The organism is Natronorubrum tibetense GA33 (genome assembly GCF_000383975.1).
In the GTDB taxonomy this organism is placed as follows: domain Archaea; phylum Halobacteriota; class Halobacteria; order Halobacteriales; family Natrialbaceae; genus Natronorubrum; species Natronorubrum tibetense.
The window spans coordinates 3,305,749-3,329,796 of record NZ_KB913017.1 but is presented as its reverse complement, the minus strand read 5'-3'; the positions used below and the strand labels follow the sequence as shown (position 1 = coordinate 3,329,796).

At 52.3% G+C, this 24,048-nt stretch carries 16 protein-coding genes; 6 read left to right on the top strand and 10 right to left on the bottom strand.

The window, feature by feature from the left end:
- The first annotated feature begins 258 nt into the window (after positions 1–258).
- Complete coding sequence (locus NATTI_RS25035) at positions 259–513, top strand: hypothetical protein (protein ID WP_006090807.1); 255 nt, start codon at positions 259–261, stop codon at positions 511–513.
- Positions 514–529: 16 nt separating this feature from the next.
- Positions 530–1,039 (top strand): hypothetical protein, encoded by a 510-nt coding sequence (locus NATTI_RS26160; RefSeq protein ID WP_152423953.1) that lies wholly within the window; start codon positions 530–532, stop codon positions 1,037–1,039.
- A 10-nt stretch (positions 1,040–1,049) separates the two neighbouring features.
- Here the strand turns inward: NATTI_RS26160 and NATTI_RS0117130 are convergent, their stop codons facing one another.
- A complete protein-coding gene (locus NATTI_RS0117130; protein WP_006090806.1) occupies positions 1,050–1,691 on the bottom strand; it encodes a tetratricopeptide repeat protein in 642 nt (213 codons plus the stop codon).
- A gap of 258 nt (positions 1,692–1,949) precedes the next feature.
- Positions 1,950–4,799, bottom strand: a complete 2,850-nt coding sequence (locus tag NATTI_RS0117125) for a DEAD/DEAH box helicase (RefSeq protein WP_006090805.1) — start codon at positions 4,797–4,799, stop codon at positions 1,950–1,952.
- A gap of 296 nt (positions 4,800–5,095) precedes the next feature.
- Between NATTI_RS0117125 and NATTI_RS26155 the strand changes: the two genes are divergently transcribed.
- On the top strand, positions 5,096–5,266 hold the full coding sequence (locus NATTI_RS26155) for a hypothetical protein (protein WP_154658244.1): 171 nt from the start codon (positions 5,096–5,098) through the stop codon (positions 5,264–5,266).
- An 18-nt stretch (positions 5,267–5,284) separates the two neighbouring features.
- Here the strand turns inward: NATTI_RS26155 and NATTI_RS0117120 are convergent, their stop codons facing one another.
- A complete protein-coding gene (locus tag NATTI_RS0117120) occupies positions 5,285–6,106 on the bottom strand; it encodes an IS5 family transposase (RefSeq protein ID WP_006090804.1) in 822 nt (273 codons plus the stop codon).
- A gap of 353 nt (positions 6,107–6,459) precedes the next feature.
- On the opposite strand from NATTI_RS0117120, the gene NATTI_RS0117115 reads away from it, so the two are divergent.
- Positions 6,460–11,484 (top strand): DUF3883 domain-containing protein, encoded by a 5,025-nt coding sequence (locus NATTI_RS0117115; RefSeq protein WP_241434351.1) that lies wholly within the window; start codon positions 6,460–6,462, stop codon positions 11,482–11,484.
- Between the two features lie 218 nt (positions 11,485–11,702).
- On the opposite strand, the gene NATTI_RS0117110 is transcribed toward NATTI_RS0117115, so the two are convergent.
- From NATTI_RS0117110 to NATTI_RS0117090, 5 genes are all read right to left on the bottom strand, one after another.
- Positions 11,703–12,284, bottom strand: coding sequence for a hypothetical protein (locus NATTI_RS0117110; RefSeq protein WP_006090802.1), 582 nt, complete (start codon positions 12,282–12,284; stop codon positions 11,703–11,705).
- Positions 12,281–12,922: a tetratricopeptide repeat protein gene (locus NATTI_RS0117105; RefSeq protein ID WP_006090801.1), complete on the bottom strand. Its 642-nt coding sequence runs from the start codon at positions 12,920–12,922 to the stop codon at positions 12,281–12,283. The genes NATTI_RS0117110 and NATTI_RS0117105 overlap by 4 nt, the downstream gene beginning before the upstream one ends.
- Before the next feature lie 233 nt (positions 12,923–13,155).
- Positions 13,156–14,073 carry a hypothetical protein gene (locus NATTI_RS0117100; protein ID WP_006090800.1) on the bottom strand — a complete coding sequence of 306 codons (918 nt, stop codon included), beginning with the start codon at positions 14,071–14,073 and terminating at the stop codon, positions 13,156–13,158.
- An 82-nt stretch (positions 14,074–14,155) separates the two neighbouring features.
- Positions 14,156–16,051, bottom strand: a complete 1,896-nt coding sequence (locus tag NATTI_RS0117095) for a DUF262 domain-containing protein (RefSeq protein WP_006090799.1) — start codon at positions 16,049–16,051, stop codon at positions 14,156–14,158.
- 73 nt (positions 16,052–16,124) lie between these two features.
- Positions 16,125–16,601: a hypothetical protein gene (locus tag NATTI_RS0117090; protein ID WP_241434339.1), complete on the bottom strand. Its 477-nt coding sequence runs from the start codon at positions 16,599–16,601 to the stop codon at positions 16,125–16,127.
- A 142-nt stretch (positions 16,602–16,743) separates the two neighbouring features.
- Between NATTI_RS0117090 and NATTI_RS0117085 the strand changes: the two genes are divergently transcribed.
- Positions 16,744–19,416, top strand: coding sequence for a DUF1156 domain-containing protein (locus NATTI_RS0117085; protein WP_006090797.1), 2,673 nt, complete (start codon positions 16,744–16,746; stop codon positions 19,414–19,416).
- A 251-nt stretch (positions 19,417–19,667) separates the two neighbouring features.
- On the opposite strand, the gene NATTI_RS0117080 is transcribed toward NATTI_RS0117085, so the two are convergent.
- On the bottom strand, positions 19,668–20,261 hold the full coding sequence (locus NATTI_RS0117080; RefSeq protein ID WP_006090796.1) for a hypothetical protein: 594 nt from the start codon (positions 20,259–20,261) through the stop codon (positions 19,668–19,670).
- Positions 20,262–20,492: 231 nt separating this feature from the next.
- Complete coding sequence (locus NATTI_RS0117075) at positions 20,493–20,714, bottom strand: hypothetical protein (protein WP_154658243.1); 222 nt, start codon at positions 20,712–20,714, stop codon at positions 20,493–20,495.
- Positions 20,715–20,812: 98 nt separating this feature from the next.
- Between NATTI_RS0117075 and NATTI_RS0117070 the strand changes: the two genes are divergently transcribed.
- Positions 20,813–24,037 carry a hypothetical protein gene (locus NATTI_RS0117070; RefSeq protein WP_006090795.1) on the top strand — a complete coding sequence of 1,075 codons (3,225 nt, stop codon included), beginning with the start codon at positions 20,813–20,815 and terminating at the stop codon, positions 24,035–24,037.
- The last annotated feature ends 11 nt before the right edge of the window (positions 24,038–24,048 follow it).

Genomic DNA, 24,048 nt, shown 5'->3' with positions numbered 1-24,048 from the left:
AATTCCGCATCTGACCGATACAGGAAACTCTCCATTTAGAAGCAGTTGTCTGAAAGAAGTTCCGAGACAAATCCAGTCATTCATGTATACTTTAGTGTTGACTGCTAGAATATGATACCATCGGCCCACTGCCACCACCCAGTTCAGAATTATGACTCGCCGTATTGATCTTACTAGACCGTCTTTTGATCTGTTCACACCCAGTGTCCCCTTCTTGATAGCCCATAGAAATAATATGTTCACGAGAAACTACTACTCATGACTTCCCAGGACAACTCCACGAGTAGTGAGAAAACCGGGTTCGAGGCCGGTAGAAAGGAACGCCAATCGGTGTATCCCGATGATGGGTACGCCCTCATCAAAATAAGCATGATGAAACCACCAGGAGAAGCGCTCACGAAACTCGCAGAGTACGATTCACTCGACGACGTCTCAATGCCTCCTGAAACGGAGTTCGCCGATTACGTCGTGTACGACAGCGACGGGAACGCATACTCACACGACGACCTGTGAACCACTACTCACACTCATGTTAGGGATTTCATCAGAAAATATCCTCGAACACAGCAAAGGAACGTCCCACTCGCCACCGAGCGATTCTGACCGAACGACTACCCTCGTCTACAACGATACTGAACCACACATTATCAGAGACGGGATCAACCGCATCACAGTCATCCCAAAACCCGACAACGAGTACCTCGTCAACTATACTGGGTACATGTCCGGTATCGTCCGAGTCACACAAGACGGCATCGAAGAACTCGGCGACACACTCCTCGCCACGCAAACTGACGTGCCGAACTGGCTAGTTGACTCACCAATCGCTACTCAAACGCTTCCATCATGGATCCCGGACAACTACACCGGCCCACCAACAATCACGTGCCAGCACTGCCACGAAAAAACTCCCGCCCAAGACATAGTGACACCTAACCGTACCAACGGAAACACGACCAACCGGTTCTGCCGCAACTGCTGGAACGAGATTCGAGAACAGTGGCACCCAGAACACGGCTTCGACAACAGGGGTGAATAGCAATACACCTCTATCCGTCTTTCATCTTCTTACGAATTCGTTCTTTCCGTCCTTCAAATCCCCCTTTCGTCCCATCCGTGGTGCCGATTTCAAGCGCCCGATCACAGATATCAAGGGCCTCCTCGTAACGGTCTTGCTTCTCGTAAATAATAGCGAGACGCTTGAAAGAGGGAATCCGCGGAACTTCTCCAAATTCATCGATAAAGTCATCGGCGAGTTCAATATCTCTCTTACAGTACTCGATACACCTCTCTATCGCATCACCTCGCTCGTCACGTTGCTTGTAGTAGACATCGATCAGCTCATTGTACGTGAAGTGAGTGCTTGAAGCCGACCCATCTTCAAACTCAAGTGCTACATGCAGAACCTGTTCAGCGAACTCGTAGTCCTTTTCGGTTGCTGCAGTCTGCCCCACGTTTTGAAGGTACTTTTGCGCAGTTTGAGAAGTACTTGATACGCTTTGTTCGAGCATGTTGAACTCATTAACGTCCCCAGATGAGGTCACCCCGATCCCAACCGATGTACTGTACTGATGGAGTTTTTCTCGCTGCCCATCGCCAAGGCTCAAATACCACTCTTCCAAGTCGAGAACCGCTATCAAATCAGGAACGTCTGGTCCGGACTGGAATAACTCGGTTATTTTGTCGAACATACGGTTGAGATGTGAACCGAACAACAAAAATCATAGGTCGAAAAACCTCCCGACAGATTAACGAGTCCAGGATCTCGGAGTATTATGAATGATTTTATCTTTATTTCACGAGCGGTAAGATCAGCGACACGGTCGACGTTCCCCCCCTGAGAGGGTGTTAGAACACTTAATTGGCCACCTCAGTTACTTGGAGTTGGCACACCTGAACGTTGATGATAACATCCATGAAGACAAAAACGACGATTAGCTGTTCAGCAGTTATCGAACAAACTCACTTCGGATTGCCTCGGTGACGATCTCATCAACCGTTTCATGTCCTTCGGAAGTCTCGGCAACAGTTGAGGAAACCTGGTAAAGGCCACTTCCGAGGGTTACCGCCACCGTCTTCGGTTCAGTGTCCAGATCGAGGTAAGCGTATACTGCTTCCTCGATAAATTGCGGCACTGAGTCTGCTCCGTTCCCAATGTACTTCTCCTCGATTACCCGTTCGATATCCGACGGGAGAGTCACATCGAAATCATCGTTAGATGCAACCACTGAGGCTGAACCATCCAATTCTGAGGAAACGTACTTGCCGACGACTTCGTCCGTGAACTCGTCGATTGACGCGTACGATTCTGTCTCCAGTTCCTGTTCGACTAGGTAATTGAGTGCCGGTGAAATTTCGATTTCAATAGCGTGCGTGTTCATACTCGGTTCCGACGTTTCTGCAGATCCTGAAGACTGAGACGTCGATTCAGACTTGCTTCCTGTCGAGGTTCCATTTTGTTCCAGATTCGATTCTGCTGTGCGGGGATGTTGTTTCACTGCTTCAGCCACCGGGCGAGCCTGCCGGTCAAGGACATGCCCATTGAAGGTTCGAAGAACGGGCCGTTCTGCGTTCTCGTCTTCACTCGTCGAGATCAGATCGCATAGTTCGCGGAGGAACGCTTGCGCAACCTCATCTTCCACGATCTCGTCGATCGACCGGTTATCTCGGAGAACACCACCGACACCGTGCTGTTCGAGCACTGCGAGCGTTTCGCTCGTCGGGTCGTCCGCAACATCGTACCCTGGGAGTTGCCGGAGGCGAGCGCCGAGTGCCCGGAATTCACTGGCACGTCGCAACAACCGACGCCCGTCTTCTCCGGGAAGCAACCCGCGTCGATCTGACGGGAACGTCACTACCTGGTAGAACATCGCCTCTTTCGTACCGTGAGGATTCCGCAAGACACGCCCGATACGTTGGATAAGCGACGCGTTGACACCCCCTTTCGAGAGATTGATCGCCACCTCTGCGTTCGGCAAGTCTACACCCGTCCCGAGAACGTTCGCAGGACCGACGATGATACCACGGTCCTTCTGCTTAAACGAAGTGATTTCTGCAAACTGCTCCGAAGCCCCGCTTTCTGGAACAAGAACGAGATCCTCGCCGTAGCGATCCTCGAGCACGTCACCGATTTGATCGGCCTGCTCGTAACTCTGGACGAGCACCACACACTGCTGTTCAGGCGCGTGTCGACCAATCAACTCGACTAGCGTCTGGATCGGTGGATGCAACTGCCACCGTTTCGGCCGTCGCGTGAACGCGTCAGTAGCGAGTCTATCGAACGCATCTGACGCGTCTCGAGCGTCTGCCCCTTCTTTCGACTGACTGAACGAACGCAGATCCGTCAGCGTTTCAAATCCTGACGGCGTGTTCGACGGCACATCACCGTCGAGCTTATCAACGCGAATCTTGTGCTGCTCCGGGTCGTACACCTTCCTGATCGAAGTTGTCGATTCAATCACTCCGTCTTGGGACGCTGAATCAGCTGCGTGAGCGTAATACACATCCCACTCGAAATCAGCGACAACACCAGCGTCTCTGGCTTCGTCAACGGAGAAGCGCTTACACTCGTGTAGGTGCTCTTCTAACACGCGTTTCACCGCAGAGTCGCCTTGCCACGAAGTGTCGATCGACCCGGACATAGCGAGGATCGCATCGCTCTTTTGTGCTAATTCTTCCAAGACCGGCTGCCACCCGCCACTTCGCCCCCCATGAGAGTACTGATGTGCTTCGTCCAGCACGACGAGATCATACCCGCCTAACGTGTCCATCTGAAGCAAGTCAGGCGCTGTCCGGAACTCGATCGACCCCCACGTAAACTTCATCGTCCGCCCCTTCGTCTGCGTACGTTCCCGTGGAATATTTAGGTGCTCGTCGAACTCACTCTGCCACTGCTCAAGAATCAGTTCCTGTCCAGCAACGACGAGCACTCGAGCATGCTCATCATCTGAATCAACCGAGAGCTCGTCAATAAGTGATTGCTGCGCGGTCTCTGCAGTGGCGCTCGTAAATATCTGCGCTGTATCATCTGGGTGGAGTTCCCCGTAGAGAAGCGCAACAGCAGCTAACCCGAGCACAGTCTTTCCCGTCGCTGTCGCCATATCGACGTACCCTTTACAGCCATGGTTGACCCACTCGCCGAGCGCGTCACGTTGGTGTTCCCACAGTGGCGTCGTCATGTGCGGCGCGTCAAGCCGCTCAAGGAACGATTCATTCTGAGCGACCACATCCATCGTTTCCGTCAACACGTCCGCATACTCGGCGATAGCAGGGTCAGAAAAGAGCTGCATCATTGCATCCGTGATGGACTCCGGGTCCCGCAGTGCTTGCCGAGTCACGTTCTCCGACATTGACGTCGTAGCCAACTTGTCAATTAACGCCTCAACAGCCCGATTTAGATTCCGAATCTCACTCTCCGAATCCAGGTGTTTCTCCAACTCGTACCGAAGCTCATTCAACCGAAACGCGAGGTCCCCCACCGAATCAGCCCCGTTCTCTCGCTTGTACTGCTTGACTAGGCCCGGCAGGTCGGACTGGTCGTCTGCTAACTCGGTGAGCCCCTTCGCATAGTACTTCCCGGTCGCATCGCCGAAATTCAGTTTCCCGATCGTTCCGCCGATGTCATTACTCGTTTCTTCAGACCCAATCGCAACTTCCAGCATGAGCACGTCAAGCGCCGCTCTATCGATTCGTGACGGCCACTCATCACGAGTATAGGCGATTAATCGCTCATCGTAGAACTGCTCAGAATCATCTACTGTCGACGTCTTCTCATCAGCTAGCTTGTCAATTCGTCTCATGTTCTTGTGTTACCGTGCGTATATTCTGAAGTCTACCGAGCGTGGTGGTTCATTCTGCGGTGGGTGCTATCTGCGCCCAGCGTTTGTGTTTCACTAGCTAACTCAGTGCTGTCAGTACAAATACCTTATTGCCAGTCGGATTCAGCAACCGGAATATAGAAACTATCGGCTCTGTTGAAATCCTATTCTTCAGATATATTTTCGCCTGAACCAATCGGTCAATGAGAGCTGCGTGCTGACCGGATTAACCATCCCATCATAAGTTTTATTATTGTTACTACTCTCCATCCGTAAGTATGAGTACACTTACTGATCGGCGGTTCCTCGTATTCTGTGCTATTTCTGCTTTTATTGGCGTTCCTGCTGCGGTTTGGCAATTTCCTAACGACGGGATAATGATGCTCATCGTTCCAATTGTCATATTAACCATCTTGATGTTTGCCGATGGATATGCCACTTCAGCTTGAGCCCCCTGTATTGACCGCTCAGAGTGATCGATCTACATTATGAATGAGACAAGCAATGGTGAGTTCACGGAACTGTTTCCACCATCGTCGTGAGCGGACGAACGCACCGTACTTTCGCTTGAGCGTTGAGTTCACAGTCTCGGATTGACTCCGTTGTCCGTAGAGATCAGCGTCTAAGCGTGCGTTCCATGCCTTGTGGAGTGATGTGAACTCACGATGCTTAATCAGTGGCCGAACCTCGTGTTGCCGGGCGAGCCGTCTGATTTTCTGATCGTCGTAGCCTTTGTCTCCGAGGAGAATATCGATACACTCGGGGTTGCGCTTGATCAACGACGGAGCGATCTGGCTATCGTGTTTTCGAGTCGTCGTCACGTGTAGATCGAGAATTGCGTTCACTTTCGCATCGACCAGCAACGTCACCTTGAGCTGCTGAATCGTGAGTTCAGCACGTTTCGTGTAGTGTTTCGAAGCGTGACTACGGTCGAACCCTGACGCATCAACACCAACAACTCCGCTTGTCGGAAGTAACGTCGCTGAGAGAGTCAAAATGATACGCCACACAGCCATATCAAGCCGGTTGAACGCCTTACAGAGCGTTGAAGCAGTAGGAAGCTCGGTTAGCCCGAGAACACGACGGATGCGTGGCATCTCAATCAGTTCATCAAGCAGACCACGATAGGTCGTGTTCTTCCGAACTTTGAGACACAGCAGAACAACGTGCTGCGGAAGTGTGTAACGGTGTTTGGAGAACTTTGAGGAGTATTGAGAGACAGCTCGACGTGCCAGATGGATCGCCTTCTCAGTAAACCGGAGAATCTGCGACTTTGGGAGGGGCTTCATCTCGTCGAATTATACGGTGAACATGTAACTCTCTGAGGATTTCAACAGAGCCAAACTATCGTGATTCTAGCTGATAATAGATTTCTGTGGAGAAGCCATGCGAGAAAGAGAACTAGTGCGAACAGTATGAGACTGTTCACTACTTGAAATATCGGGGTAATTAACTGCTCGATGATACTTGGCGTAGCGAAGAAGAAATAGTTGACACTAAGGCGAAATGCTGTGGGGTACATGATGTTCCAGTACTGGAACCTCTCCAGAATAACTAATATGGGCGTGTGTAAGGAATATAGCGCCGTTTTCAGTGCCCAAAACGTTTTTTCAGAGAAGATAGTTGGTAAAGGCAGTTGACAATGGTCGATGGGTACGATACGTCGTTGCGTCCTACATCTCCGTCTCAAGCTCGAGAAATCCTCTCACAAATCAAAAAACAAGAACGGACAAAGTGGGAAGCTACGCATCCCGCCGCTCGAGAGGAGTTACAAGGGCTTCGCGAAGTCACATCCGAGACGCTCGATAACCCGACACACGTCCTTCCAGAGTTGTTACAGAACGCGGACGATATCGGCGGGAATTGTTCCGAGGTGACGATTCAACTGACTGAGGACTCGCTCGTCTTTCAGAATCACGAAGAACCAATGTCCGTCAAGAACGTCGAAGCACTCGGCGCATATACAAGGAGTACGAAACAGGGGGACTTGGATTCGATTGGCCACTTTGGCATCGGTTTCAAGACGGTTTTCAGCTTAGCCAACGTCGTCTACGTTCACTCTGGATTCTTCTCGTTTCGATACACCACGGACGAACGAACCGTTCCACAGCCAGTTGGTCAAAACGATCAACCGGCCACAGATGACGAATGCTACGATGGCACAACGATCACTCTTCCCTTGACCGACGATGCGAAGAAAAATCGCCGAGAGATTCTCGAGGAACAGTTAGACTCAATCGGATCCCTTCTTCCGTTCCTCAACAATATCGATACTGTACACGTTTCGGCATTCGGTGAGCGAAAGACATTCCGCGCGAGCCCCATTGACGACGGTGGATTCGAAGTAATTTGCGAGCAAAACGGTGAACCGGTTCGGTCCGAACGGATGCGGTTGTTCTCCGGAACGTTCGAACCCGATCGGGAACTTGTGAACTACCTCGCCGAGAAACGGAACCTGAACACGGACGCCCTCCGTGAGCAAACCCTCAAACTCGACATCGAAATCGCGATCCCGATCGATACAGACGGTGCACCGATGGCACTGGACGAATCTCACCTTTTCTGTTACTTTCCGACGGAACCGGATACGAACCTCCCGTTCCACATTCAGGCGGATTTCTCTCTCAAACCCGATCGCAAGCACATTATCTGGCCGGACGAATTCAACGAACAGTTGCTCAACTGCGCCGTAGATGTATTCGAAACGGCGTTCGTTCAACTTCACAGCGAGCTCGTTGATCCGTCTCAGATACTCGAATTAGTACCTGATCCGAATCTCGAACGAGAGATGGACCCGTACATCGATCCGTTAGTAACTGATATCGTCTCGTTCGTACGTTCTGAATCCTGTGTTCCCGACGGACGAGATAATCTGTTCCAACCGTCAGAAGTGGTATTTTTTGCGGATCCCTTCCGAGACCTGTTTACTGAAGCGGAGGTCAGCGACGTTCTCGACCGCCCCGTCAAGTATCCATCTGAGCAGATTTCGGACACAGCTCGAGAACGTCTTCAAGCGGTTGTACCGGATAGCCAACTCCAACTGGAGACGTTTCTAGACCACTGTACAGACTCTTCTTTGTTCGAATCAAAAAGCGATAACTGGCTCATCAGGTTTCTTGCAGGGATCATGCGTCACTGGAGTTCTGAGTACGAAGTGTCGAGATTCGGCCGGACCAGCAGCGAAGAGAAACAAGCACAGAAGGAATTCACTGATAGTCTCGAGGAAGTCTCCTTTCTCCCGCTCGAAGATGGTTCAGTCACGTCGTACGCTGGACTCGAGAAAACGCTCTATCGGCTCAGCGGGAACACAGCGACGGAGTTCGATATTTTCACCGAGTCGGACAACCTAATTCTTCTGTCTAGTGATTTCGTCTCGTCGATTGAGGAGCCGAGTGAGGATTTGGAACGGGAGGCATCTCTTGCGCAAGACCTATTGTTCGATGAGCTACTCGAGATACCGGAGCTCAAGTCGACCGACGTCGTTCAGAACGTAATTAATCCCGCTTTCGAGAACGGTAATCTCACACCGGAACGGGCAGACGAATTCATTCGCTTCGTGGCCAAACGACCGAGTACGTTGAGTGACGTCGCACAACTCGAGTTGCAAACGAACACCGACGACGCGACGGTTCAGTTCCAACCCCCCGAGACCCTCTACTTCGGACCGGAGTATATCGACGACTACGATACTGATACGATCTTTCGCATTTTTGACGACGTGGACCCCATTTCTGGCCACTACTTAGAACTCGGAGAGCTTTCGAAAGAGGAGTGGATAGAGGCGCTCGCAACATTGGGCGTTCGGCGACGAATTAGGGTCGAAAAACAAGACCCGTGGGAGAGCGATCGCTTCAAATCGGAGGACGAGGTCCGGAGATTTCTTGAGGAGCACGGCGACGAGGATAAGACGGAAGTTCACGACGAAAAGCTCCTAGATGGATACAACGGTACCGCTAACAAGTGGCGGTGGATGAAACGTGAAAATCGACGTGGCCGGATTGTGAACTACAAGTATGCGGTGATCGATCGGTATCTCCCTGACGAGACGGAAGCGGCGTTGAGAGCGGTAACAGGTGACAACTCGGGCGTGAACCCGATCGGGTATTGGACCGAGTTCTTCAAGATGATAGACGAGTGGTGGGACTCATACTATCAATCGCGGGTGTATCGTTCCTATAGATACTCGACGAACAAATCGAAATACAAGGTTCACGAGGAAGACTGTTACTGTCCATCGTCGTTCGGCACGTTCCTTCAGGAAGCAATGTGCGCCCCGGGGTCTGATAAGAGTGTCCACAGGGCACAAAATCTCTTCGTTCGAAACGAACTGACCGAGGATAAGCCTGTAACGTTCATTGAGCCAGAACCAAAATCTCTTGAACTCATTGAATTCCTCGGGATACGTCAGTCTCCGGGAGTACAGGTTACCATCAGTACACTGAGCCAGCAGATCGATACGTATCGGCGCGACCTTGATGAGTTCCACGCTGACGAGATCGAGCGGACTATCAGACAACAACTCTGGGCTATCTCCGAAAAACTACCCGAGTTGGACGCAGGGTCAGTGAACGAAGACGTGGTCGACCAACTGAAGGACCTCCCGTTCGTATTCGTGCGGAACGCTGAAACGCCGTTCCGTAAGTCATCACAGGTGACGTGGTCAGGTCAGTCACTCGGTGATTATCTCGTCCCGGTTTCGGACATCTATCCCGACGCGTGGCCGCTCTTGAAAGAACTCGACACGAAGAAGGAACCCGAATTAGACGACTATATTTCCTTTTTAGGTCGGGAACTATCCGACTCGGAAGAAGAACAACTGGAGGGAACCGATCGCAAAGAAGCATGGTGGCAAGTGCTTCAAGAAGTGGTGTACCTCCCTCGAGATCAGGTCGGTGGTCCAGCAGATCCACTTGAGAAAGCAACGACGATGCTCGAAAAGCAGGGCTCCGTCCCGACAGCAGCAAACACTCTCAGTGCTTACGGCGACGTTGAGTATCACAGTGATAATTCGACGCTAGTCTCCACTCTTCCAACTCCAATCCAGGAACGGATACTTCATCTAGAGCGTAACCAGCGATACACGGATCCCGTTTATGAGGAACGACTCGAGACGTTGACCGGAACCAACCCACTGGAGCCAGCGTTGCGGACGGAACTTACGACCCCAGTTCCGGACGATATGCCCGCCGAGCGGCTCACCGAGAACTATTCGCAGGTACTGGACGTTGCGTACAGCTACGTCCAGAGTACCGAAAGTTCTGGAGTAGAGCGCCTTCAAAAAATGGGTGGGTTCTCGGTCTACAGGACTGACGAGATCTCGTGCACGTACTTCCTCAATGGAGAGTACGTAGTTACGACCAACGATCGACAGTGCTTCATCGATGTGGAAGAGAAAACGATCGTACTCAGAGATGACGATAAGGCAGGATTCGCTCTCATCGACGCTCTCACGAGAGAACTCGAGCTGGAATCCACGGACCGTTCTCGATTGAGTTCCTTGATGAAGGGAGCGGTTGGCAAATCCGACGAGTTGATCCGCGCGTTTCTCGAAGACAGCGAATACAAGTATCACGTTCTACCGGCCATCGAAGTGGAATCACAGCAGGAGACATCGACAGAAGAAACGAAACCGAGTGTCGAAACGGAGGAAGTAGACGAAGCGAAAGCAGAGGATGAGGAATCTCGATCGGATACATCAACGACAGAAGAGCCCACGATCGAGGAGGATCCTGTACAACCAGAGTCGACATCTACGACACCATCTCCATACGTAGACGATCAGATTCCATCGCTCGAATCGGAAGCTGGGGAGAATACATCGGTTACTGAGGAATCAGACGAAATCACCCACGAGGAACAGACAGAGCCGAGCGTCGAGAAACGAACCGACGAGTCGGAGAGATCGAATCAAACTGCCGGATCAAATGACATTAATCGCACGCCTATAGATCGGGAAAAGGCAAGCTCGTCGACGACAAATCGGGAGAAAACACAAACGAGAACTGGAAACCAGAATCGGTCGCGAACGAGAACGACGAAACCGGATCGAAAACGTGGCGATAAATCGGAGTCTACGACAAGCCACCACCGAAAATCAAATTACAAGAACAACAGTGGTGGCAGTGGTGGATTCGGTCACAGCGACGCCGACAGACAAGAGATTGGCGACTGCGGTGAGCAGTTCGTGTTTGACGAACTTCGAAGAGTCGTGGAGAACTATCTTCAGGCGAACGGACGATTCGAGGAATCGATTGAAGACGAAGAGAATCGAAGAGCCACCATCCGTGGTGAGTGCGATGGTGAAGAGCGACTCGTCGAGGTATTCGACGTCAGTACTGAAAATCGAGGGTACGACATCTTACTCGAGGGAGCGAAAATAGCAGGTCCTGCGACGGATCTCACCATCGCTGGTCTCGGACAGAAGCACCAGTCGCTCGTCGAGGTCAAGGCTAGCAAGGGTGACGAGGTATCCACGTTCACGCTGACGAGTAACGAACACGCAACGGCAGTAAATCGACCCGACAGTTACAGAGTCGTGCGCGTACATCACGCGTTGTCGGACAATCCGCACGTCTATCGTGTGTTCGATAGAGTTCCGACACTCACTAAGCGTATCGACGATATCGAGTATCGGCCCGACGGCGTGCGTATTCATTACAGAAATTAACCGTCTGTGAATAGTGTATGTGTGATCAGTTAGGCGAGACAATTGGATCTAATTCGACGAGACACAGCTAGTACGATACCAAGGAAATCAAGGGGTATATGAGGGACTTGCCGAAGAGACAAACGATAATTCGCACCTGAAAATGTTCGGCGTCGACACCTCGGTGTTCGAATTTACCGAGGAATAGCTAGGAGGCGATCATCTCGTCACGTATCAACCTATGTAATCTGCTGCTGCGGATATCCAGACCACTCCCGCCTCTTTACGATCACTTCGTTTCTATTGATTAGTTCTTCGGGCGTCGTCTCTGACCGATCGTATGCTGGATGAACCACTCTCAGTGTTCTCGTACTGTCGTGAACCTCGAGAGTATCAGTATGGACTTTTGCAACGTAAATCCCGCTGTATTCGCCAATAACAACTCGAGACTCGTCACCGAGCCATCCTATGGCGGGAATCTCCAATATGTTTCCGGGTTCAATTGCCTTGATCTCGAATGCCTGATTCTCGTGCGAAAGGCCGGCGATTCGACCACTATATCCGTAGGTCTCTTGGAGGACGTCACGAAGTTCGTAATCGGATAGTTCACGCGCTCCTGGTACGCCCAATTCAAGGCCAGCGTAGGATCTGTGATTTCTACCTTTAACCTCGTACCCGTGCAACCGTAGCGCATGAGCAATGTGGTCTTGGATCTGGAATGGGTTCTGTTGAAAAGGTATCCAAACCATCGCCCCTCTGACAGAAAATCCTTTCTCACTCTTTAACATCCCAGCCACAATTCGTGCAATCCCTTTTGTCATGAGTCGTCTATTTGACTTTGAAGACGTTGTTTTCGTCCTTCGAACCCACCTTTCGTCCCGTCTGTTAACCCACGCTCGAGAGCCATCTCACAAATTTCGACGGCATCTCGGTACTTTCCCTGTCTTTCATAAATTATGGCTAACCGCTTGAACGAGGGAATTGACGGAAGGTGATCGATGTTGGAGTCCTGGTCCAACACGCTCAGGAATTCGTCGATGTGATCGATGTCCTCTTTACAGTATTTGATACAGTTCTCGATCGCATCGGCTCGCTCATCCCGCTGGTCGTAGTACATTCTGATGAGCGTATTGTACACGAAATGGCGATCGTTCGGATTATCATCTTCTGCCTCCAGCGCCCTGAGAAGAACTTTCTCAGCAAATTCGTAGTCTTCGTTTCTAGCCGCTCTCGAGCCGACACTCTTCAGATACGACTGCTGCGTTTGCGAGGTCGACGAGATAGATTGGTTCAATAACGCACCCACATCGCTCTCGCCAAATACCGTACTGTACTTCCCCAGCTTTCGCTGCTCTTCTTCAGACAACGATTCGTACCACTCATTTAGCTCCAGATACTCCAACAAATTCGGGTCGTTTCGCTTCCAAGGGTTTAGAAAATCGACAATTCTCCTCAGCATATACTGCGGAGAAACGACCCTGAATATAATAAAACCGGGGCAGCTACACCCTTATCCGTGATCACTTCTTGAAATATCGGCTCGTTTCGAATAGCACAATCGAATATCTCGATAGAGAAGAAGTATAACGTGTTCCGGAACGTATTGTAAGTTGCTCTCTTGACAATTATAGCTGAGTTTATCGGCTATCAGTACGCTATTCGATCACGCCATTCAGATTACTTGGTCGTATATCAAAGGGATTCCCGCACTATATTGTCGAACGCAATCAACACCTGCTCGGGCACAAACTGTTCGAAGGTTACCCACCCATCCGGAAATCCAATTGTCACCCGCGGGTGCAGGGGTTCGCCGTGTTCCATCGATCGGACGTCAGTCGGGACGGCGACGAGTCCCGTCGCCGTGTCGAGTTCCGTGTCACCACGCCGGAGTAGGTCCTCAACGATCGCATCGGTACGAACGTCAGCTACATTCTCAGTCTCCGATTCTTTTGACCGAACCTCGACCTCCCGTGAGCTGTCTCGAGGGTTCGTATTCCTCAGTCGGAGCGTCGAATACCCATCTACGCAGGCATCCTCGAGCCGTCCCCGGAACCCGGTATCGAGGAAAGAAATACGGGTTGCATCATCCAGTTCCAGATAACTCAGCACCGCCTGTACAGTCGCGTCTGCGGTGCCGTCGTCGGATGCCCGAACGGCGAGAAGCTGTGTTCTCGGTTTGAACGTCGCGACGGTCGTCGGCCGGTTTTCTTTCGAGATCGTCAGTTGTGTCTGGGATCCGGTGTCGGGGACATTGCAGACGACGTAGATGCGGTCGTGATCCCTGACGGCGGTCTGGACTTCGGGCCCGTACGCGCCCGGGGAGCCCACATCCCCGACTCGGCCGGTTGCACCGTCGGGTGAGACCTGGCGCAGTCCATCGACTCGGTAGTAGTAGACTGTCCGGGCGCCCGCAAAGCGGAGCTGTGACGCTGCTCGCCGGAGTTCGATCTGAGAGAGTTCATCGAGCGTGTCGGCGAAGCTCCGATCGTCGACGTCGATGGAGATATCGGCCGCTTGGAGGACGCGACGACGTGCGGCCTGCGAGGGGAGATTGCGAATGAGTTCTTGTGGTGACGCGTCGTTTTGCGTTGGGTCAATTGGGAGGTCCATGGATCGTTAATAAGTGCAGAACTGTAGCTTGCCGCCAATACATCACTGATTCGGTTGTAGTTACTCAATTCACATTCTTCAGTTACTCTGCTTCCATGCCGCTGACGTATCGACCGATCAACTGTCTCTTGATCAGCTGCTCCCGTTTCTCGACGAACTCGGTGTAGTTTTCGGGCGTCATTTCTACATCTTCGGGATACACGTTGTCGTTGCGATATCGTCGCTGCTCACTCTCAGAAATGTCTTCGAACCAGTCGAGCGGCCATTGAGTATCCTTCTCACTGTTGTTCACTCGGTGGTGCAACAACTGCAGGTTCCCGAGTCTATGGATGTTGACATCCTCACCAACTGCATCACTCACCTCGTCTTCTCTGCTGGCAGGGAAGATGTGATCGACCTCGTAGTCACTGATGTTTCGGTCGCCGTAGATTCCATCGAGGAGCCCCAGTACTGCAGCAACGTTTCGACTGGTGAACGTCACTGATCCCGTGGCGTTCGGATTGTAACTCGCATGGTCAACTACTCGTTCGATGTCTTCTCTGGCAGGACTGACACCAAGTTGGTCGAATAGCTCACGTGCTGGGAATGACGAGAATTCCCCTTTGTTTTCTGAGACGACCGACATGATCGTCCGGGCTTTCGTTCGCCGCAGGAGTCCATGGCTCTCGTTCAACAACAGCAGCGTTGCGAAGAACTTGAAGATATCATTTCGAATCTCAGGATCAGTATGGTCTATCGATGGATTCTCGTAGAAGAACTTCGCCAGCAGTGCGATATGGCTCTTCGACCCCATTGTGTACTCAGAGAAGCCGATCGCGAGGAGGCTCTCAAGTGATATCCCCATCGCTCGAGGGAACCACTCGAAGGGAGCGTACGAATACTCCTCTGGACCACCCATCCACTTCGCTCGGAGCGTTTCCATATCCTTCTCGGAAAGGTTATTGACCGAGGTCTTTCCGGCGAGATCGTCGTCGAGGAGCATGTACGAGTATCGCATGAACAAGTCCCGATCGATTTCCGTCTCGTACCCAGGGAAGTCGCTCTTGAAGTCCTCAATCCAGTCTTCTACCTTCCCTCGAGGATTGAATGGCCGGTCTTCCATGTACGGCCACGTGCTCATCAGCTTCGACAGCATGAGCTGGTAGGGACGAGGCTCCTCTCCTTGGATATTGATCCGCTGGAAAATCTCCTTGATGTGGTGATTGTCCTTCTTGATCGTCTCCACTGGGAGTTCGCTCTTCATTACGTTATGATAAAGCTCGTCCATGACCAGCGACGCCGAATCGTATAGCGCTTCGCGGGTCTCCTCATCGGCTTCGATAGTCGTTGATCGAACTCGGTCCTTCGCAAGTGTTCGTAGGTCAGATTGCTCTCGCAGAAGTCCGTCGTCAGCGATGGCGTCGGGAAGGGGGAACCAGTACCGGTGAGTTCCGCCTCGGTGTTCGTATCCGAATTCGTCTTCATCGGCGAACTGATCGGATCGACGGAAGCTGAACTCGTAGTCGCCGGCGAGGCCGTCGCGATCGTGCTGTGGGTGACCGAAGAGGTTCACGCAGAGTTTCTTCTCGTCCCAGTACCGGGACTCGTCTCTGGTGCGTCCGCTTCCGCCTGTGTATGTGGCGATACTCCCGTACAGGGCAATATAGAGCGAGTTCAGGCGTTGTTGCCCGTCGATGATCAGTGAGTCCGCATCAGCATCATCGACGCCTTTGTTGTTCCGTCTGAAACCCTGATTCTTGATTGACCGGGGAACGCGTCCATCGTCAGCAATGTATTCCGGGATGAACTCGTATGCGTAGTAGTCGTCTCGAGCACGGCGGATGTCCCACTTAAGAAGAACACCAATCGGATAGCCGCGGATGAGCGAATCAAACAGTGTTTCGATCTGGTTCGGTGACCAGACGAACTCACGCTGGAGTCCCGGGAGATAGACATCAGTGTTGATGTCTGCGAGGAGATCCTCGATCGTTTCGGACATATAGACAGCGTTCGAGTCAACCGTTGTGAAGGTTTCTGTCTCCCGGCTGACCTTCTAAATGCCACGTGAGGATTTACATTCGTTCTAAGAACTTGGCCTCTGCAGAGGTCCGCCCCCTTCCATAAGACAAAATTTTGACTCGGATCATATCTAACGGACGGATATCACTGGGTACATCGTCGACGAAAACTTGGAATCCTTCGATTTTTCCACGCGCTTGTTGCTTGCCAGTGTGGTGATCCAGGACTTCTTCGACCCCCAGTTCGTGGACCTCTCCGAGCTCGACGGGAGGACTACGCCGCGTTGCTCTCTTGTGAGCCTCCCAGGATTCCTTCTGTTCTGAGGAGTTATATTCCGAAGATCTGGAGTGGGTTGCCGTTTCGTCGGTGAAAGACTGCGTATCCGACTCAGAAGCGTTAGCCTCGTCTGACTCCTGATCGTCCTGTGGGGTCTCTTCTTCGTCGTCAGCTTTGCTTCGGAGCTTGGAGATGAGTTTTGCTGCTCCTATGATCGCGGTAAGTCCGACGGTCACTACGATTCGATAGTTCATATTATCTAATCAGAATTTGTTGATATACAACCTTTATGATGCTCTGTCCTTTTATAGCCATCTGTACTAAGAACCACCACAGAGACCGCGCAGTTGCGTATTTTTATATGGGTCCTCTGGAAAGGTGTGGTAAGGCTGACTCATGTCTGAACAGGAACAATCTAAGCGGTCGGAGGGTCGTTCTGAACTCCCTATCGAAAGCGGCTTCCCGATCGAGCGAGTGAACGAGATTGCCGAAAAGGAGGGTCGGGCGAAGCAGTGGTACCGCCCCATCTACACAATGCACAAGTGGTGGGCACGCAGGCCGGGGTGTCTTTTCCGCGCGATTACGCTCTATTCACTTCTCGACGACGAGACGACGATCGACGACGTTGACGTGTACGAACCGGGCGAAAATCAGACGCTCGGCAGCAATGGATTGAGCAATGACGATCTCGTCGACGCTATTCGCGAGGTTTCGATGGACGATCCGGAATCACTGTGGGACTTCTATCCGAAGGACGTCCGAATCAAAGACAAGAAGATTCTCGATCCGTTTATGGGTGGTGGGACTTCACTTGTAGAGGCTTCTCGCTTCGGCGTCGACTCTGTCGGGGTCGATCTGAACCCTGTGGCATGGTTCGTTACGAAGAAGCAACTCGAGGCCGGCCAGACTGACGTCGAGGAACTTGAGGAGGCGTTCGAGCAAGTCAAAGAAGACGTCGCTGACGAAATCACCCAATACTATAGGACTCCGTGTCCGAACTGCGACGGTGAGCACGACGCGGACGTGATGTACAATTTCTGGGTGAAGGAACTGGATTGTGTCTCCTGTGGTCATACCGTTCCACTATTCAAAGACTACCGCGTCGCTGCTGGTCGGTTCGAAAACGACGACAAGCACAACGTCCTCTGTCCTGGCTGTGGGGCAGTGACGCTCGTCGACGACTGGCAAGAAGAAAGCGAGTGCGACAAGTGTGACCATGAGTTCGTTCCCAAGGAAGGAAACGTATCTCGAGGAGGCTATTATAATTGTCCCGAATGTGGACAGAAAGAGTCGATCACTGACGGCATTGCCGAACAGGGTGGGTACGACCTGCGCCTCTATGCGGTCGAATACTACTGTAAAGAGTGTGACCAGCAGGAGTTAGAGAAGAGCTCGTACAAAGGCTATAAAAAGGCAGAAGCCGCCGACAAGCAACTGTTCGAAGAGGCGAAACGTGAGTGGGAAACGCGAACGGATCTCCATGAATATGTGCCTGATGAAGAGATTGCTAAAGGTGCTATCACGGCGGCGTCATCAGTGAGCGGGAACGACGTATTTCAGCATAACCTCAAAGATTGGACAGATATGTTTAATTCGAGGCAGTTGTTGTCACTTTCGAAACTTCTCAACCGTATCGATGATGAGAAAAGTCGTGATATAAGAGAGTATCTATTGCTAACATTTACAGAAAGTTTGAATTACAATACGTTGATGACGTCCTATAACCCTGGGAAGAATCTTATTGCCAATATATTTAACACAAATTCTTTCGATGCGCCACAACGACCTATTGAAAACAATTTGTGGGGTACCAAGCATGGGTCCGGTTCGTTTGCCGCTATGTGGGATATGACCATTCGCGGAGTTGAGTACGCTAATTCCCCGACTGAACGTCATATCGACAATGGCGAAAACAATGAAACACCTGCGTTCGCACAACCGATTGGTTTAAATTCTGAGGTTTATCAGGATGACATGCGGAACATAACCGCAGAGGACGAATACGACGCGGTGATCACCGACCCTCCATACTACGATAATATTATCTACTCAGAAGTTGCTGACTACTTCTACGTCTGGCAAAAAATCCTTCTTAAGGACGAATATCCTGGCTTTGATGAAGACAAAACCCCACGTGCGGAATCCATCGTGACGAACCCCTATCTCGACAAGACCGCGGAGGACTTCGAACACGAGATGGGCGAAGCACTTGCCGTTATCCGACAAGCCCTGAAAGACGACGGCATCCTCGCGTTCACCTATCACCACAGCGACGAGGAATCCTGGGGCGAGTTACTTGAGTCGCTCTGTGAGAACGACTTCGAGATCACGGCGACGTATCCGATCAATTCTGATCTGAACAAGTTCATCGGTGGTGAAGCTGTTTCCTTCGACATCGTCATCGTCGCTCGTCCTGTCGAGGACCATCGACCGATCTCATGGAACTCTCTCCGCCGACGTATCGTCAGAACGGCTGCCGAAACTCGAGAAACGCTCGAGGAGAGTCGTGATCTCGCAGCTGGGGACATTGGTGTCATCGAGATGGGGAAGTGTTTCCAGGAGTACTCCAAACATCATGGCGAGGTTCATCGTGGGAGCGATATTATGACCGCCAAGGAGGTCGTCCAGAAAATCTACGGGATTATTCAGGACAACACCCGTGGCGAACAGGCCGTCTACCTCGATCTCCTCGAGGCGTACAACCCGTCCTACGACGACCTAAACAAGCATCTCAAACACTCCGATGCCGCCGAAGAGACGATGAAAGAGATGCACCTCTTCCGAACCGAGGGCAATGATTTCGTCCTGTGTGACTGGGCCGACGAAAAGCGCCAGGCCTACGTCCAGAGCAAGGTCCAGGAGGACAACGGTGATCTGACCGCTCTCGATAAGGCACACTTCCTCCGGTATCGCTTCGAACAAGACAAATCGACGAGTGAATATCTCGAGCAGTGGGATACCGACGAACTTCAGGACGTCTGTGAGGGTCTCGCCGAGGCTACGGGTGACGACACATACCTGAAGATGCTCGGTGTCGATACGTCGCTGCTCGAGTTTGCTGAGGACTAGGACTGGTTTTCGATGATCTCATAGTTGATCGTACTTGCATAAATTTTGTTATCAGAATCACTTTCCCTCACTCGACAAAAGTAGCAATTCGGATTCACGAATATATTAATCAGCAAATAACAAGCTAGTCATGTACGTCGCAACGTTTGATCTTATCACACCCCCTTGTTTCCACTGGAACTTTTCGTGTGACTGGTTGTTAGGCAGGCATTCAAACGTAGTGATTCAGTGCTCGATTTGCGATGACATCGTTATTCCAGCTCACCGACCCGCTCTGCGAGTTCCTTGATCTTCTTGCAGATGTCTTTTCGACTGTACTTCGTCTCGAGATAGACCCCATCAGTGACCTCGACATCCTCTGCCATCGATCCTCCCTTCTGATGAAGCGGCTCCGTATTGATCAGGTACCGCTTCCAGCCGCTTTTGATCGGGAGATCGCCTTCCGTGAGGTATCCGTTGACGAGCAGGAAGTTGACGAACGCGACCAGGTTATCCTTGGCGTTTTTATTCCCACTGAGTGTGATCTCTCCGTCCTCGTACGTGATTCCCGTCTGTTCGTACACCTGCTCCCAGAAGTCGTCCGACGTCGACGCTTCGGTCTGGGCATCGGCTCGCTCCAGGCGTTCTACTTCGAATTCCAGGGCTTCTAGCGCGGTCTCGTCTTCGTCACTCACTTTCGGCCAGACACTCGTGACCTCCATCGTGAGGTTCTCGATCGGGAAATCGTCCCACTCGAGCTCGTCGATAGTGACGTACTTCGTATCGTTCGAAAGCGGTGCTTTGCGCTCTTCCTTGACGGTAATCCCCTCGCTCGTGAACACGATCGATCGTTTCTCTTTCCCCATACCCTCACTCACACACTACTAAGTAATAGTTTTTACTATCCAATTTAGTTTCTACCCAGTAGAGATTCTATAGGAAATGATTCTCAACACAAAAACGATGGCGTACTGACGCTCAGCTCAGAGCTTACTGAGTGCGGCAGCCTGCTCAAAGGTCAGATTCAACTCTATGATATCGACAGTGATGACGACACACTGGAATCCGACGCCCTTGGAGAAGGTCCACTTCCTCCGCTAGCGGTTCGAAGAGGGTAAAGATCGGAGCGAGTACCGATCCGAGGGGAAGACGATGATCTGCGTGAACTCTGCGAGAGATTGGCCGAAGCCAGCGGCGACGAGACCTACCTCAAACTGCTCGACGTTAACGTCGATATCAGCGAGTTCTAAGACGACTGACCTCTCTGATAGCGTAGTCTGTCCGGGCCCTTCCGCGTCTACAGCATCCTCCTGTTTCACAGCTTTCGGTCGTCTCGCGAAAAAACCACGTGACGCGAACGGATCCAAGATGCGTACCTTCATTATCGTCCCTGCTAACGAATCGAAATAACATGAGTATGGAACGATCGGTGGACACGAGCATTGACGACGTGCTCACGCTCAGCAAGGAACTCACCGAGGGAGACGGATTAATAAAAGGGCAGATCCGGCTGTACGACGTCGAGGACAACGAAGACTCGCTGGAGGCGGACCCCGAACGATTCTTCCAGCGGACATTGCTGACTGGGGGGCTAGAAGACTCCCTGAAACGGCTCCGCGACACATTTTCTGGCGAGGACAACACTCGCATCCACGAAATGTACGGCCCATACGGGACGGGGAAGTCCCATCAGATGGTGGCGATGTACCACTGTTTCGACTCTCCGGAAGTCGTCGAGGAGTGGGCCAACGGCCGAATCGACGATTTCAACGGGACACTCCCGCGAGATGGCCTCCCCGTCGTCGTCTCGCTCCAGAAGGAGCAGTACGACTACCTCTGGGAACCGCTGTTCGATGCACTCGACTACGAGATCAGCGAAGAGGATTACGACGAAGAGGGTGGGTACCCGACCATCGACGTAATCGAGGACGCGGTTGGCGATCGGACAGTCGCCTTCTTTATGGACGAACTCGAGGATTGGTTTGGAACGCTCGATGGCCGCCGTCTAAGCGCCAACAAGGGGTTCCTCCAAGCACTATTAGAGACCACCTCACGGACGAACCTCTTCGCCATCGTCTCCGTGCTACGAGAGGGATCGGATGTCCACGACATTCTCTCGCGGCAAACCCGCGTCGAGGTGAACATGTCCAATCAGGTGGACATCAGGGACGTGCTGCGTCACCGCCTCGTCGAACCGGGGTCGGTGGATATGGCTGCCGTCGAATCGCTCGTCGACGAGTACATTCAAGCGTACGACGGGACAGACTACGTTGACCTACCGGACGGGCTTCGGGGAGATATGGAGGATACCTATCCGTTCCACCCGGAGCTGATCGACTCGCTGAAGACGCGTTACTTCGCGGAGACAGAATCCGGTGCGACCCGAGGGATGCTGTACCTGTTCGCGAAGATCCTCGTAGACAGCTACCAGGAGACGGACCTCGTCACTCACGGGACGGTCGACGCGGTCGACTACAACGACGAACTCACCCGTATCAACGTCGAACACGCGCGGCCAGACCGGTGTTACGACGACATCGTGGACCGACTGGCCGATACGGACATCCCATTCGGACGCCCGATCCTCAGTACCGTTCTCATCTACTCGCTCACGCCAGGGCTCGCCGAGGGGGCGACGACATCGGACATCATTCTCGGGACCTACCACGCCGGCGACCGAGTAAACGATATTATTGTCGATCTGGAGCGCCTCCAAGGGGAGGTGTACCACCTCTGGCGTAACGATGACCAATTCGTTATTCGAGAAGACGAGAACCCGCGATCGCTGGTGAAGAACGCGGCCAGAGATGTGGACGATTCCGACGCAATGGAGCTTCTCGGGGAGACGGTCAACTCTATCTTTGGCGCAGGATCGTACCCTGTTGGATTCAATGCCGAAGGCGAACTCGAGAGTGTTCCCGATAGCCAGAATATCAAGGTCGTCGTGAAGAACGGTCCGTGGAGTGGGTCGGACGTGGCTGAAATCATTAAAAACCAGCCGGCCGGCAGACAGTGGCGAAACACCCTAGTATTCGTTCAACCCAAAAACGACAAACGCATTTCCACAACCGACCAGCAGGAGAAGTTCCTCGGCAAAGCGAAGGAAGTAATCGGTGCGGAGATCAGAAAAGACGATCCGAATCTGAGCGACGAGATTATCCAGGGTATCGAGGAGCTCCACGAGGAGTACACCGAAGACCTCGAAGAACGCTTGAGCAGTGCGTACGGCGAGGTCATCGACGGTGACGACCTGCTGAATGAGTTCGACTACGCCGCGGAAATGACGCTCGGGAACTTCGTCTCCGCGGAGGACGAACTGAGTGCGAGCAACATTGCCGCGGCCACCGAGGCGGACCCGTTTGATCTTCAACGGCATGTCTGGGACCTGGTTCAAAACCGACTAGATCGTCGCGGTGAAGCGACGATAGACGATATCTACGAACAGTTCCTGATGGATCCGACGTACCCGATTCCCGGGAGCAAACAAGCGGTCGTCAACGCGGTGGAGGATGGACTTGAAGACAAACCTGTCCTTGCACATGACAATACCGGGTTCACCGACGAGTTGCAGAACCTGAGTCCTGATACAGTCCTGGTGTTACAAGACGATGTTGAGCGATGGACTGTCGACGATATCGAGAACGAGCTGCGGCGGAAATTCAGTGGTGGCACTGCAGAAGTTGAGGTGGGAGCGTTCGAACTCGAGGTTCTGAAACGAACGGACGTCTGGATTGAGGGCAGTGATCCGCAAGACAATATTATGATGGCTGTGGGACGGCTGGCAGCTCAGGACCAGTACGTACTGGTTAGTGGGAGCGAAATCATCACCAAGGCTCGCTCGGATGCAACACTTCGAGATGTTTCCGATACTAATCGAATCGGTGTAACTGAGGTTCGTTCTCGTATCGAAGCTGCGATTGATGCAGCAGGCGAGGCGAAAACTGGTCAAGTCCTGACTGCGATCCGAAACGACTCCGAAGTGTTCTTATCCGATGACGAGACGGAGTCAGCGTTCCGAGGAGCGGTGAGTGGCCTGATTTCGGATGGCCATCGGGTCAACACCGGCGGCGACTACGTCAATTCGCTGGGCAATCGGGACCCCCTTTCAGTTACTCTCGTTCCGATGGTCGACGACAACACTGGCGAGCGGATACTCGAATACATCGGCGATCTCGACGACGAAGCCACATTTAGTATCGGTGACGTTCAGACGAACTGTGCCCCTGAGGCAACTGAAGATGAAGTAAGACACTTCTTGTTGGCACATCTCGGTGGAGACGACCCGGAATACGAACTCGGGACGATGGGATCGACCGATCCTTCGGACTGGTTCCCCGGTGCAGGCTTCCGTGTTCCGAAGGACGATACTTGGAAGTTCGAATATCAGGGTGACAGTGCATCCGATCTCCGATCGGATTGGCAACAGTCCCACGAGGCAGGTACGATTAGCTACGGGGTGATTTCGATCACCTGTCAAGGAGAGGGTGCGGCACCTCTTGGCTTCGGCGACGCGGCGACATTTGAGAAGACCCACGCAGAACTGCAACTGCAAGTCGGCCAGTCCCACGATACGGTCGCCGACATCCTGGAACAGATCCCGGAAAGTGCGACGACCATCGATATCACTCTCGAGTTCGAATGAGACGAAGGTTC